This window comes from Rhodococcus sp. NPDC079359, from assembly GCF_040702585.1.
GTDB lineage: Bacteria > Actinomycetota > Actinomycetes > Mycobacteriales > Mycobacteriaceae > Rhodococcoides.
The window spans coordinates 992,336-1,005,305 of record NZ_JBFBLH010000001.1 but is presented as its reverse complement, the minus strand read 5'-3'; the positions used below and the strand labels follow the sequence as shown (position 1 = coordinate 1,005,305).

Sequence of the window (12,970 nt, the reverse complement as noted above, 5' to 3'; positions counted from 1 at the left end):
CTGCCCCGGCCGTTTCGAGCCCTCGACGGTTCGATCGCTCTCTGTCCGACGCAGCCCCGTCGGACATGACTCCTGAAATCTGTGAATGAGGACCACCCATGACCTCCATGTTGGATAGACCCCTCCCGCCGCCCGCAGTAGGCAAACTGGTCGATCAGTTCGAGCTCGGTCTCGACGCGCCGATCTGTCTGACGTGGGAGTTGACCTACGCCTGCAATCTGTCGTGCGTGCACTGCCTGTCCTCGTCGGGTCGCCGTGACCCGCGTGAACTGAGCACCGAGCAGTGCAAGTCGATCATCGACGAGTTGCAGAAGATGCAGGTGTTCTACGTCAACATCGGTGGCGGTGAGCCGACGGTGCGCTCGGACTTCTGGGAGCTCGTCGACTACGCGACGGCGCATCAGGTGGGGGTGAAGTTCTCCACCAATGGAGTCAAGATCGACAAGAAGGTCGCCGCGCGGTTGGCGGCGTCGGACTACGTCGATGTACAGATCTCCATCGACGGCGCGACGGCAGAGGTCAACGACGCGGTCCGCGGACCGGGTTCGTTCGACATGGCGTGCCGCGCTCTGGAGAATTTGAAGGAGGCCGGGTTCCGCGACGCGAAGATCTCGGTCGTGGTCACCCGCCACAATGTCAGCCAGCTCAACGACTTCAAAGCGTTGGCCGACAAATATGCTGCGACACTGCGGATCACGCGTCTGCGGCCGTCAGGGCGAGGCGCGGATGTCTGGGACGATCTGCACCCGACGGCGGGTCAGCAGCGTGAGCTCTACAACTGGCTCGTCGCCAACGGTCAGGGTGTGCTGACGGGGGATTCGTTCTTCCACCTCTCGGCATTCGGGGACGCTCTGCCGGGTCTGAACCTGTGCGGTGCCGGGCGAGTGGTGTGTTTGATCGACCCGATCGGCGATGTGTACGCGTGTCCGTTCGCGATCCACGAAAACTTCCTCGCCGGGAACATCGTCCGCGACGCGAAAGACGGCATGGGCGGCTTCCAATCCGTCTGGCAGACCTCGGAGTTATTCCAGGAGTTGCGCTCACCGCAGACCTCGGGTGCGTGCACCAAGTGCGCCCACTTCGATGCGTGCCGCGGCGGGTGCATGGCGGCGAAATTCTTCACGGGCCTGCCGATGGACGGTCCGGACCCCGAATGCGTCATCGGCAACGGCGAAATGGCGTTGGCAGCGGCGGGGGAGATCCCCAAGTCCAGTGTCGATCATTCTCGTACCGGTCAGCGCAAGACCCCCCGAAAGTCGGTGCCGCTGACGTTGATGATGCGTCCGCCGGCGAAGATCTGCGACGAGAACCCGCTCGCAGGAATGGAACAGGAACACTGATGGCGAAGAGTGCGTGGTTCGAGACCGTTGCCGAGGCGCAGCGGCGTGCGAAGAAGCGTCTACCGAAGTCCGTGTATGCGGCGTTGGTGGCCGGCTCGGAGCGCGGTATCACGGTCGATGACAACATGGCTGCGTTCGGTGAACTAGGATTCGCCCCGCATGTGGCGGGGTTGTCGGACAAGCGTGATCTGTCGACGACGGTGATGGGTCAGTCGCTGTCGTTCCCGGTGATGATTTCCCCGACGGGTGTGCAGGCCGTACACCCGGACGGTGAGGTCGCTGTCGCGAGAGCTGCTGCGGCGCGTGGGATTCCGATCGGTTTGTCCTCGTTCGCGAGCAAGTCGGTCGAGGAGGTCGCGGCGGCGAATCCGCAGACGTTCTTCCAGATGTATTGGGTGGGGTCACGCGAGATCTTGTTGCAGCGGATGGAGCGGGCACGCGCGGCGGGAGCGGTGGGGTTGATCATGACATTGGACTGGTCGTTCTCGAACGGCCGCGATTGGGGCTCTCCGTCCATCCCGGAGAAGATGGACCTCAAAGCCATGGTGCAGTTCGCCCCGGAGGGCGTCATGCGGCCGAAGTGGTTGTGGGAGTTCGCCAAGACCGGGAAGATCCCGGATCTGACGACGCCGAATCTGACGCCGCCGACGGGTGGTCCGGCTCCGACGTTCTTCGGGGCGTACGGGGAGTGGATGGGGACTCCGTTGCCGACGTGGGAGGACGTGGCGTGGCTGCGTGAGCAGTGGGGTGGGCCGTTCATGCTCAAGGGTGTCATGCGGGTCGACGATGCCAAGAAGGCTGTCGATGCGGGTGTGACTGCGATTTCGGTGTCCAATCATGGTGGTAACAATCTCGATGGGACGCCGGCTCCGATTCGTGCTCTGCCGGCGATCGCAGAGGCGGTGGGTGATCAGATCGAGATCACCCTCGACGGTGGAATCCGGCGCGGCAGCGACGTCGTGAAGGCGCTGGCTCTCGGTGCTCGGGCGGTGTTGATCGGGCGGGCGTACCTGTGGGGTCTGTCGGCGAACGGGCAAGCAGGTGTCGAGAACGTCCTCGACATCCTCCGTGGCGGAGTCGATTCCGCGATTCTCGGGCTCGGTCACACCTCCGTCCACGACCTGTCACCCTCGGATGTGGTCATGCCGGCCGGGTTCGACCGCAGGCTGGGTGTGTGACCGACTGGTTCGAGACTGTCGCCGAGGCTCAGCGGCGCGCGAAGAAACGTCTACCGAAATCCGTCTACTCCGCTTTGGTGGCGGGTTCGGAGCGGGGCATCACCTCGGCCGACAACACCGCTGCGTTCGGTGAACTCGGATTCGCCCCGCACGTGGCCGGCTTGGCGAATACCCGTGAGTTGTCGACGACGCTGATGGAGCAGCCGCTGTCGTTTCCGGTGATGATCTCCCCGACGGGTGTGCAGGCAGTCCATCCCGATGGTGAGGTCGCCGTCGCGAGAGCAGCAGCGGCACGGGGGATTTCGATGGGGTTGTCGTTGTTCGCGAGTAAGCCCATCGAGGAGGTCGTCGCGGCGAATCCGCAGACGTTCTTTCAGCTGCATTGGGTGGGTTCGCGGGAGTTGTTGGTGCACATGCTCGATCGTGCACGTGCTGCGGGTGCCGTCGGGCTGATTCTGACGATGGATTGGTCGTTCTCGGAGGGCCGCGATTGGGGGAGTCCGGTGATACCGGAACGCCTCGACGCCAGGGCAATACTCCGGTTGGCACCCGAGGTGCTTGCCCGTCCGCGGTGGCTCGCTCAGTGGGCGCGGTCGGGTGCGTTCCCGGATCTGACGGCACCGAATCTCGCTCCACCCGGTGGGCCTGCGCCGACGTTCTTCGCCGCGTATCGCGAGTGGAGGTCCACTCCGTTGCCGTCGTGGGAGGACATCGCGTGGCTACGCGAGCAGTGGGGCGGTCCGTTCATGCTCAAGGGGATTGCGCGGGTCGACGACGCACTGCGGGCCGTGGACTCAGGTGTCACCGCGATCTCGGTGTCCAATCACGGGGGCAACAATCTCGACGGTTCCCCGGCGTCGATCCGGGTGTTGCCGGCGATCGCCGAAGCGGTGGGCGATCAGGTCGAGATCACCCTCGACGGTGGGATCAGGCGGGGAAGTGATGTCGCGAAGGCGTTGGCGTTGGGTGCGCGGGCAGTGCTGATCGGGCGCGCGTATCTGTGGGGTCTCGCGGCGAACGGTCAGGCCGGGGTGGAGAACGTGCTCGACATTTTGCGCGGCGGCCTGGACTCCGCGGTCCTCGGACTCGGACGTTCATCGGTCCACGCGCTTGCGGCTTCGGATGTGGTCGAAGCCACACATTTCGCTGCAGGGATCGTCGGACACGCGACCGACGACTAGATCCGACAGGATCGTCAGCGAAGTGTGTCACGAGCCTTCATCAATACTCATTCTCGTCGTCGTCGGCCACGCGATATAAGGGAGTGTGATGGGTGTGATTCCTGGCGGAACGAGGTTGCTTCCGACATCACCCTCGAGCGTCTTTCCTCGTTCGGCCGGAACGAACTCGTCAGGAGTGGCCAACCCGGAAAGCGCGCGGTGTCAGCGGCTTACGGCGGCACGCGCCGACGGCTGCATTGCGGCTCAGCAGCAGCGCGGCAACAGCTGCGAGGCAGAGAAGGACGATCCCGGTCCACGCCGCGGCAGTGTAACCGTCTTCGGTCGGTCGGCCTGTGGATGTGGATTCGTTGGCGACGAGTAGCGTTGCGCTGAGGGCACTGCCGACGGAATACCCGATATAGCGGAGAACCTGGTAGAAGCTGTTGGCGCTTCCGGTTTCTTGTGGGGGAGCACCCCGATGGATTTGGGCGGGGTTGATTGCGAAGACTACGCCGATACCGAATCCCGCGAGCGCCATGGTGATGAGGAGCGGCACCAGGTGGGCGCGAGTGGTGAGAAACAGGGCCATCGACGCGATGAGGACGGCACTACTCGCTGCGACCAGTATTTCGAGTGACAACCGCCGCATCGCCCGGACCGCCAACCGGCTGGCCACGAAGCTTCCCAGGGAGTACGGCACGAGCATGAGTCCCGCGAGTGCCGCCGAATATCCGTACCCGTAGCCCTCGCTGAGCGGGGTCTGCACGTAGCGGACGACCAGTGACAGCAAGGGGTAGATACCCGCGCCGACGAGAACGACCATGACGTTCGCAGCGAGTACCGAGGAATGCCGCAACAGACGCACGTTCACCAAGGGCGTATCATGGCGCAGTTCCCACCACGTCCACACAGCTGTCACCACGACCGCAACGGCGGCCGACGACAGCAGTGTGGCGGAAGTCCAACCCCAGTGCGCGCCTTGCGAACACGCCAACAACATCGCAACGACGGCGATGCCGAGAAGGCCGGCACCGACCGTGTCCAACCGTGCGGCCGGGCGGTCGGGATTCGGCGGAAGCGCCCAGGCCGACACTCCGATGGTGACGACCGTGAGTATCCCACCGAACCAGAAAGCGGCAGGCAACCCGCCGTACTCGGTGAGTACCCCGGCAACGGGGTAGCCGATCCCGAGTCCCGCGGCCGTGGTGACACCGATCAGGGCGATACCCGATGCGTGCTGCCGGTCGGGCAGTCCGTCGCGCGCCGCCGTGATCGCCAGGGGAACAAGTCCCAGACCCACTCCCTGCATCGCACGGCCTACCAGCAACCAGGCGAAGTCCAGCGGTAGAGCAGACAGTACGCACCCGAGCGCCACGACAGTCAGCGCGCCGAGAACGACCTCGCGGCGGTGACGTCCATCGCCGAGGCGGCCCAGAACGGGAGCAGCCACAGCGCCGGTGATCAACGAAATGGTCAGGGCCCATTGTGATGTGGACAGGGATACATCCATGTCTGTCATGATCGTCGGCAGCAGCGGGGCTCCCAGGCTGCCGACCGCGGTGGACACCACACCCAACATCACCAGCGCCGGCAGCAGCGCAGCGCGCCGTATCGCATTCCTCGGTTCAGACGTCATGCATCAAATATACAACTGTGTAATAGTTTGCCGGCGGTGAGATGCATCTCGTAGGCTCTGCGATATGGCAGCGGATCGTGGACGAGACTCGGCGGCCGATCCTCGCTCTGTGCGTAGTCGAGAAGCCCTGTCCCGTGCGATTCTGGCCCTGGCCGCGGAGGGTCCGGTCACGGAGGTGACCATCACCGCGTTGTGTGAGCGAGCAGGAGTGACTCGGCGAACCTTCTACAACCACTCCGACTCCCCGGTGGCCTTGCTCAAGCAGGTTCTGACTGCCGAGCTGGATGTCGTTGGTGACCGCATGCGTGCGGACACCGCGGAGCCCGATGCCGATCTGACCACCGCAGTTCGGCACAGTTTCGGGGCCATGATCGATCATGTCCGTCTCCATCGTTCGATCTATCGAGATGCGAAGACCGGGCGACTTCATCCCGATCTGTACATGCTCCTCAGAGACCACTTCTTCGACGCGTTGCGCCACTCGATCGTGACCTCCGTCAGACGAATACCCGAAATAGACCGCGTTCGGGTCGGCACCCCACGCTACTCGTCGGCTGTGGATCTACACGCGGCGTACATCGCCAACGCCTATGCCGGCGTGATCGAATCTGCGATCGAACATCCCTCGGTGACAACCGAATTCGCATTGGATGTCGTTGTCGCGTCCCTGCCGCGGTGGATGCTGGAGGCCCCCACTCGATCGTCGACGTAGTTCGCGCGCGTCGTCCTCCGGAGTCGGAAGTCGTCCGCCCGATTCCGAGGTGTTTCATCGCGGTAGCGCGTCAGCGCGTCGGAAGGCCGGGCAGTAGCATCGAGAATGTCGATTCGAGTGCCTGTGGCAGGTCGCGCCCTGGTCCGCCGATCCAGTATTCGTGCGCCGTCAACATCGCCGCGAGCACGGCATGTCCGACGGCGATCGGGAACAGGTCCGTCTTGGAAGAGCCGCTCCGAATAGCGGCGAATTCGGCCGCCGCATCCTTCCACTCGGCAAATCGAAACGACGCATGCGTTTGGACGGACGGTACTTTCAGCACCAATTGTGCCCGCTGGTAGGCCCATTCGTGCTGCTCCGACGGGTAGGTCAACGCCGCGACAATGGACCGCGTCAACACCTGTTCATAGGGAGCAGAGCCGTCGTCGGCCGCCAAGTTATCTCGTAGCCGGGCGAGTTCGGAGGGCGATTCCACCCACAGCACGTCTGCCTTGGTCGGGAAGTATCGAAAAAACGTGCGTCTGCTGACTCCGACTGCGGACGCGATGTCTTCGACGCTCGTTTCGTCGAAACCCTTCTCGAGGAACAGTTGCTGTGCCGCAGCGGCCAGTTCGTGCGGACTGGTCGCTGACGGACGCCCTCCGCTGTCACCGTGTGCCATTCGCTCATCCTCGCATCTCGAAACGCGTACGTTCTGACACCGTGTGACATAAACTGAGATCCACATCACACTTTCATGTCAGGAGCGCAGCATGGGTTCACTCGAGGGCAAGGTCGCCTTCATCACCGGAGCCGCCAGGGGGCAGGGCCGCAGCCACGCGATAGCGCTTGCAAAGGAAGGCGCGGACATCATTGCCGTCGACGTCTCGACCCAGGTCGACACCGTTCCGTACAGCACTGCGACCGCCGACGACCTGGCCGAAACCGTTCGGCTGGTCGAGGAACTCGATCGTCGCATCATCGCCTCCGAGGCCGACGTTCGCGACCTGGCCGCACTGACCACAGCAGTCGACGCCGGTGCCGCTGAACTCGGTCGCGTCGACATCGTCATCGCGAATGCCGGCATCAACACGATGTCGCCGGCTCTCGAGATGGAGGAAGTCATGTGGCAGACGATGATCGACATCAACCTCACCGGCGTCTGGAAGACCGTCCGTGCCGCAGCACCGCATATCGTCGCGGGCGGCCGCGGCGGATCCATTGTCATCACCTCGTCGTTGGCATCGATGATCGCGAACGGAAACATCGCCCACTACACCGCCGCGAAGGCCGGCCTGGTGGGTTTGATGCAGGTACTTGCCAAGGAGTTGGGGCCACAGAGTATTCGCGTCAACACGATCCATCCGACGACCGTGGCCACCCCGATGATCCTCAACGACGCAACATTTCGACTGTTCCGCCCCGACTTGGCCGAACCGACCCGAGCCGACTTCGAGGAAGCCGCACTGACGCTCAACACGCTCCCCGTTCCCATGATCGAGTCCGAGGACATCTCCAATGCTGTCCTATACCTCGTCTCGGACGCCGGGCGGTACATCACCGGAACCACACATGTGGTCGATGCAGGAGGACGACTCTGATGGGACTTCTCGACGGCAAGACAGTTCTGATCACCGGCGGCGCGCGTGGACAGGGTCGTGCACACGCGCTGGTCTCGGCCCGCGAGGGTGCGGATGTCATTCTGGTCGATATCGCTGATCAGATTGCGACGGTTCCGTACGCGATGGCGAAGGAAAGCGACTTGGCCGAGACGGTGAAGCAGGTCGAAGCCTTGGACCGGCGGGCACTGAGTGTCGTTGCCGACGTTCGGGATCAGAGCCAGGTGGACGCGGCGGTGGCGTCGGGGATCGCGGAGTTCGGCAAGATCGACGTACTCATCGCGAATGCCGGAATCTGGACCCAGGGCCCGTTCTGGGAACTTTCCGAGCAATCGTGGGACGACATGATCGGCGTCAACCTCACCGGCGTCTAAAAGTCGGCGAAAGCTGTTGCCCCGCACACTGTGCCAGCCAATTCGCAAAGGTGCGCATGAGCCCGACGACCGCGTGCTTACTGGCGGCGTCGCCTGCGCCGTTGCCGCCCGCGCCCGACAATCCCTTGGGTCGAGCTCGTCAGGACGATCGCACCTCCTTGCCCTTTCTCGATCATGGTCGGCACGCCGACCTGCACCGTGTTCTATACCCTGAACACATAGGCTCGTCACATGCAAGCCTGGCGGGCAGCTGTTCGACCACGATGACATCGCTCGTTCGGATTGTGTTCGAGGCCTGCACCACGGGTCGGAGCATTCTCACCGAACGGATCTTCATGCATCGAATTCTCGATGACCCTTCAGAACGATGTGCCGTCGGATAACCGTGCAATGCGGATTGCATTATCCGGCCCGGCTGGTCGAAGACACCAGTCAAGCAAAGTTCTGACGCTGCAAGAATATCTGTGAACTCCGGTAGATTTTCGACCGCGCAGTACACCCACCGAAGGGTCCGTCGCGGACATCTCGACGGCCGTGGCTGCAGGCATCATAGGTCCGGGGTGGCCGACGATGGCCATCTCTCGCTCCTCGGGTGAGTGCGCGTTAGCAACACCTCCGAACATTTGCAGATCCGTGTGGTCCGCTCACGCAATCTCTTGTACGGTGTACTAGACGTCACCGACAGGAGTCCTACGTGCGCATCACCTTCATCGCCCCCGGCAACATCGGACGTGGGATCGCGCTCCGGTTGCTGGCCGCTCGTCATGACGTCATCGTCTGGGCCCGGCACCGCGAGCGCGTGCAAGTTCTGATCGACGGAGGCGCGAGCTGGGCAGCCACGCCGGGCCAGGCGGCCGTCAGCGCCGACCTGGTGCTCAGCTGTCTTCGCACGCCGGCGGCTGTGAGAGAGATATTTCTGGACGGAGATGTTCTCGCCTGTGCCCGCGCCGGCCAGGTCTTCGTCGAACACGGTACTTTCTCGCCGGAGCTTGCGATGGAACTGGATTCGGCAGCGCGTGACGTCGGGGCCGCGTTCGTCGACTGCCCTGTATCCGGTGGACCGAGCAGCGCCCATGCCGGAACCCTCACACTGATGATCGGCGGTGACGCCGACACTGTCGACGCATTGCGGCCGGTGTTCGCTGCATACAGTGAACGGGCCGTTCGTGTCGGTCCAGTCGGGTCGGGGCAGAAGCTCAAACTGATCAATCAGGTACTGGTCGCGGTCAATTCGGCGGCAGCAGCGGAGGCGGCAGCTGCCGTAGTGCGGGCGGGTCTGGACTCCGCGGCGTCAGTGGAAGCACTTGCGGGCGGGTGGGCGCAGTCGGCGATGATGCAGCGAAACATGCCGCGCGCGTTCGCTTCCGACTACGCCGATGCCGGTGCGCCTGTGACCGCCATGGCGGGTGTGCTGGTAGAGGTGGATGCATTCCTTCGTCGAATCGCCGCACCGTCACCGGTATTCGATGCTGCACGCTCGATGTTCGATCACGCGGCGCGCGATGGGGGAACCCCCGACATCGCTGCCATCGCACGTCCGCTCATGCCATGAGTCATGCACGCCCCCAGCCGCACTGCGGAGGTGCCCAGCCCGTGGGGACGAGACCGAATCCGGTTGGATTCAGCGCTCATGCCTCGACCATGGCACGCGACGTTCCTCTGCCGGAGCGGTTGACCGTGTTTGCGCGAGCCGGGTTCGATGCATTCGAAATATGGTGGCCGTTCTCGACTGCAGCACCGTCTCGTCGAGACGTGGACAAGTTCCTGTCGCTGGTAGCTGCGTACCCACTTCGGCTCAGCGGTATGAATCTCTACGAGGGGGGATCGAGCTCAGGAGCACGTGGACTCGCCTGCATCCCGGAGGCCGCAGCTGCACTCGATTCGAGCATCGACGTGGCAGCAATCGTTGCGAACGAGACCGGTTGCGGGACATTCAATTTGCTGTACGGAAATGTGTCAGCCGATATCGATCGAGACGCTGCCGATGCCGCTGCGTTGACGTCGTTCCGCAAGGCTGTCGCTGTTCTTCGTGGCCCGAACACCCGGATAGTTCTCGAACACTTGTCGGTGGGAAACAATCCGAACTATCCGATCCGCACTCCGCAGCAGGCACTGGATCTCCTCGACGGACTCGACCCCGATACTCGGCTCCACACGTCGGTGCTGCTCGACGGTTACCACATCGCGGCCGATGCACTCGACGGAGAGTCGGCAGCAGCGCGCTTGATGGCATCGGCCGAATATGCGGCGACGGCAGGCCATGTGCAGTTCGCCGACAATCCGGGCCGCGGTGCGCCGGGTACCGGAGCGCTTCCGATCGGCCACTTTCTGCGTGGAGTACGAGCAGCGGGCTACACAGGTTCAATCGGCTGCGAGTTCGTCTGTACCGCATCGACTGTTTCCTCGGTTGCCCGATCCCTGACCACCCTCATCGACACTTAGGAGTTCACATTGTCCCAGCGAGGATTGCACCAGCGCGGTGGTGCACAATTCCGAAACGGAGGGCAGGACGGTCTGTTGCATCGTGCATTCCTGCGCGGGGAAGGCTTCACCGCCGACCAGGTGCGCCGTACGCCGGTAGTCGGGATCGCCAACAGCGCAAGTGAACTCAATCCGTGCAACGCAGGGCTGAGCGCACTCTCCAGGCGGGTGAAGGAGGGTGTGGAAGCAGCAGGCGGCCTCGCCATCGAATTTCCCACCATCTCGATCTCCGAACCCTTCACCCGTCCGACCAGTTTGTACCTCCGCAACCTGATGTCGATGGATGTCGAGGAGATGATCTCCACCGCCCCGATCGATGGCGTTGTCTTGTTGGGCGGGTGCGACAAGACCGTGCCGGCTCAGGTGATGGGAGCAGTCAGCGCCGACAAGCCGGCAATGATGGTGACCGCTGGACCGCGTCCGGTGTCGTGCTTCAAAGGAAGTGCGACAACGATCGACGACGTCTGGCCGCTGTGCGAGTCGCGTCGTCTGGGAAAAGTGAGCGACGCCGACTGGCTGGAACTCGAGGGCGCCCTGAACATCGGCGTCGGCACGTGCAACGTGATGGGCACGGCATCGACCATGTCCGCCGTCGTCGAAGTTCTCGGCTTCGCGCTACCAGGATCGGCGTTCGCGGAGGCGGGTAGCACCGAACGGTCGGACATCGCGTATCGGACCGGCCGCCTCATCGTCGAGTCGATCCAGCGTGGCACCACCGCGTCCGAATCGATCACGATCGAATCACTCGAAAACGCGTTTCGCGTGGTGTGCGCGCTGGGCGGTTCGACCAACGCGGTCATCCATCTGGAGGCCATCGCAGGGCGCAAGGGGCTGACCATCGGAACCGATCTTTTCGAGAAATGGGCATCGACGACGCCGTACCTTGCCAATATCCGTCCTGGCGGCACGATGCTGCTGCGGGATCTCGACGACGCCGGCGGGGTGCCGGCGATTCTTCACACCCTCGATTCACTCGTGCACGGTGAGACACCCACTGCGTCGGGACAATCGTGGACCGAACAACTCGCCGCAGGCATCTACACCCCGCACCCGGCGATCACACCTTTGAATGCGCCGCTGGCCCCACGCGGTGGGCTGACCATGCTCACCGGCAATGTGGCACCGTCGGGGGCCGTGTTGAAGACAGCCGGCATCACAGACTCTGCTCTGCTGCAGCATCGCGGGCGGGTCGTGATATTCGAGGGGATCGAGGATCTGAACTCACGAATAGACGATCCTGATCTCGATGTCGATGCCGACAGCATTCTGGTCCTGCGGGGAATGGGTGTACTGGGCGCCCCGGGAATGCCTGAGGTGGGGCACATTCCGATACCTGCAAAGCTGGCCACAGCCGGCGTGCACGACATGGTCCGTCTCTCGGACGCCCGGATGAGCGGAACATCGACCGGCACCGTCGTGTTGCATATCAGTCCCGAGGCGGCTGCCGGCGGACCCCTGGGGCTTCTGCGCAACGGCGACGAAGTGGAGATCGATGCGTCCTCGGGAACGATCTCCCATCACGTGCCCGATCGAGAACTGCGGGAGCGACGCCGGTTTCAGCCTCCGGCAACGGCGACTCGTGGTTTCGCCTGGCTCCACAACGCGCACGCCCTCCAAGCCGACAAAGGGTGCGATTTCGACTTCTTACGGGCGGACTTCGTCGAAAGTGCGCACTCACCCCACCTAGGGACATAATCGTCTGATGCCACGCAGTCGTACCAACCGTCAGTCGCTTCCGGACAAGCTTCCGATCAGCCGGGACATGGTGATCGACACCGCATTGCGGCAGGTCGACGAGTCGGGTGTGGAGAAGCTGACCATGCGGGGAGTCGCAGACGCCCTCGGGGTGTACCCCACCACGCTCTATTGGCACGCCGGAACCAAAGCGGACCTTCTTGCCGCGGTGTGTGAGCGATTGCTGGACGGCTTGGAACTGCCGATCCTGTCCGAGGCTGCCGAGTGGGACAGTTGGTTGTTGACCGTGTGCAATTCGGTGCGGGACGGTTTGCGGGAGCATCCGAACGTCGTCCCGTTGATGGCGTCGCAGGTTCAGGTCTCGCCGTCGTCGTTCACCCTTGCCGAAGGAATTCTGGGAGCCCTGTCCGCGGCAGGTTTCGAGGGCGATCGTCTCATCGAGATGTACAACACAGTAGTGGGTTTCGTCTTCGGATGGATATTCTCCGAACTCGCCGCTCTTCCATCCAACGCACAACAAGGCTGGGAGGATCGGTTCATCGAACAGCTCGTGACGGCAGACGCGGATCGATTCCCGCACCTGCGTGAGAACATCGACAAGCTGAAGGATCGGACGTTCATGCTGCGCACGGTGTCCGGTCGAACGGCGCCGATGGACAGTAGTTTTGCTACGGCGCTCGACTTGCTGGTGTCGGGAATTCGCGTGAAATCGAAGTCGGTTCGGCAACAAAGCAAATCAGGTTCCACCAACGCCGAGACCGACAAGCGTAGGTGAAACCTGATCTCGCCGGCTCTG

At 63.2% G+C, this 12,970-nt stretch carries 12 protein-coding genes; 10 read left to right on the top strand and 2 right to left on the bottom strand.

Translation table 11 applies throughout. From position 1 onward, the window contains the following. Window positions 1-98: 98 nt before the first annotated feature. The 3 genes from mftC to mftD (AB0362_RS04530) are packed head-to-tail and all read left to right on the top strand — an operon-like array spanning window position 99 to window position 3,699. Window positions 99-1,340 (top strand): mycofactocin radical SAM maturase, encoded by a 1,242-nt coding sequence (gene mftC, locus AB0362_RS04540; protein WP_366234947.1) that lies wholly within the window; start codon window positions 99-101, stop codon window positions 1,338-1,340. Continuing rightward, window positions 1,340-2,518 (top strand): pre-mycofactocin synthase MftD, encoded by a 1,179-nt coding sequence (gene mftD / locus AB0362_RS04535; RefSeq protein ID WP_366234945.1) that lies wholly within the window; start codon window positions 1,340-1,342, stop codon window positions 2,516-2,518. The genes mftC and mftD (AB0362_RS04535) overlap by 1 nt, the downstream gene beginning before the upstream one ends. Beyond that, on the top strand, window positions 2,515-3,699 hold the full coding sequence (gene mftD, locus AB0362_RS04530; protein ID WP_366234944.1) for a pre-mycofactocin synthase MftD: 1,185 nt from the start codon (window positions 2,515-2,517) through the stop codon (window positions 3,697-3,699). The genes mftD (AB0362_RS04535) and mftD (AB0362_RS04530) overlap by 4 nt, the downstream gene beginning before the upstream one ends. Before the next feature lie 169 nt (window positions 3,700-3,868). Here the strand turns inward: mftD (AB0362_RS04530) and AB0362_RS04525 are convergent, their stop codons facing one another. Further along, complete coding sequence (locus AB0362_RS04525; protein WP_366234943.1) at window positions 3,869-5,314, bottom strand: MFS transporter; 1,446 nt, start codon at window positions 5,312-5,314, stop codon at window positions 3,869-3,871. Window positions 5,315-5,378: 64 nt separating this feature from the next. Here AB0362_RS04525 and AB0362_RS04520 point away from each other — a divergent pair, with 64 nt between their 5' ends. Then, on the top strand, window positions 5,379-6,026 hold the full coding sequence (locus tag AB0362_RS04520) for a TetR/AcrR family transcriptional regulator (RefSeq protein ID WP_366234942.1): 648 nt from the start codon (window positions 5,379-5,381) through the stop codon (window positions 6,024-6,026). A 70-nt stretch (window positions 6,027-6,096) separates the two neighbouring features. Here the strand turns inward: AB0362_RS04520 and AB0362_RS04515 are convergent, their stop codons facing one another. After that, complete coding sequence (locus AB0362_RS04515) at window positions 6,097-6,687, bottom strand: TetR family transcriptional regulator (protein ID WP_366234941.1); 591 nt, start codon at window positions 6,685-6,687, stop codon at window positions 6,097-6,099. 91 nt (window positions 6,688-6,778) lie between these two features. Here AB0362_RS04515 and AB0362_RS04510 point away from each other — a divergent pair, with 91 nt between their 5' ends. The 6 genes from AB0362_RS04510 to AB0362_RS04485 all read left to right on the top strand — a co-directional run bounded on the left by AB0362_RS04510 (window position 6,779) and on the right by AB0362_RS04485 (window position 12,949). Beyond that, the gene (locus tag AB0362_RS04510) at window positions 6,779-7,606 is read left to right on the top strand and encodes a mycofactocin-coupled SDR family oxidoreductase (protein ID WP_366234940.1); all 828 of its coding nucleotides are present in this window, start codon (window positions 6,779-6,781) and stop codon (window positions 7,604-7,606) included. Then, complete coding sequence (locus AB0362_RS04505) at window positions 7,606-7,998, top strand: SDR family NAD(P)-dependent oxidoreductase (RefSeq protein WP_366234938.1); 393 nt, start codon at window positions 7,606-7,608, stop codon at window positions 7,996-7,998. Before AB0362_RS04510 ends, AB0362_RS04505 begins: the two co-directional genes overlap by 1 nt. A gap of 694 nt (window positions 7,999-8,692) precedes the next feature. After that, the gene (locus AB0362_RS04500) at window positions 8,693-9,550 is read left to right on the top strand and encodes an NAD(P)-dependent oxidoreductase (protein WP_366234937.1); all 858 of its coding nucleotides are present in this window, start codon (window positions 8,693-8,695) and stop codon (window positions 9,548-9,550) included. Continuing rightward, window positions 9,547-10,440 carry a TIM barrel protein gene (locus AB0362_RS04495; RefSeq protein ID WP_366234936.1) on the top strand — a complete coding sequence of 298 codons (894 nt, stop codon included), beginning with the start codon at window positions 9,547-9,549 and terminating at the stop codon, window positions 10,438-10,440. The genes AB0362_RS04500 and AB0362_RS04495 overlap by 4 nt, the downstream gene beginning before the upstream one ends. Before the next feature lie 9 nt (window positions 10,441-10,449). Next, complete coding sequence (locus AB0362_RS04490) at window positions 10,450-12,174, top strand: dihydroxy-acid dehydratase (RefSeq protein ID WP_366234935.1); 1,725 nt, start codon at window positions 10,450-10,452, stop codon at window positions 12,172-12,174. Window positions 12,175-12,181: 7 nt separating this feature from the next. Next, window positions 12,182-12,949: a TetR/AcrR family transcriptional regulator C-terminal domain-containing protein gene (locus tag AB0362_RS04485; RefSeq protein WP_366234934.1), complete on the top strand. Its 768-nt coding sequence runs from the start codon at window positions 12,182-12,184 to the stop codon at window positions 12,947-12,949. The last annotated feature ends 21 nt before the right edge of the window (window positions 12,950-12,970 follow it).

Bases quoted from the DNA above. Each gene is read 5' to 3' on its own strand.
- AB0362_RS04520 (WP_366234942.1), top strand. From the start codon at position 5,379: ATGGCAGCGGATCGTGGACGAGACTCGGCGGCCGATCCTCGCTCTGTG.
- mftC (WP_366234947.1), top strand. From the start codon at position 99: ATGACCTCCATGTTGGATAGACCCCTCCCGCCGCCCGCAGTAGGCAAA.
- AB0362_RS04505 (WP_366234938.1), top strand. From the start codon at position 7,606: ATGGGACTTCTCGACGGCAAGACAGTTCTGATCACCGGCGGCGCGCGT.
- AB0362_RS04510 (WP_366234940.1), top strand. From the start codon at position 6,779: ATGGGTTCACTCGAGGGCAAGGTCGCCTTCATCACCGGAGCCGCCAGG.
- AB0362_RS04495 (WP_366234936.1), top strand. From the start codon at position 9,547: ATGAGTCATGCACGCCCCCAGCCGCACTGCGGAGGTGCCCAGCCCGTG.
- mftD (WP_366234945.1), top strand. From the start codon at position 1,340: ATGGCGAAGAGTGCGTGGTTCGAGACCGTTGCCGAGGCGCAGCGGCGT.
- AB0362_RS04485 (WP_366234934.1), top strand. From the start codon at position 12,182: ATGCCACGCAGTCGTACCAACCGTCAGTCGCTTCCGGACAAGCTTCCG.
- AB0362_RS04515 (WP_366234941.1), bottom strand. From the start codon at position 6,687: ATGGCACACGGTGACAGCGGAGGGCGTCCGTCAGCGACCAGTCCGCAC.
- AB0362_RS04525 (WP_366234943.1), bottom strand. From the start codon at position 5,314: ATGACGTCTGAACCGAGGAATGCGATACGGCGCGCTGCGCTGCTGCCG.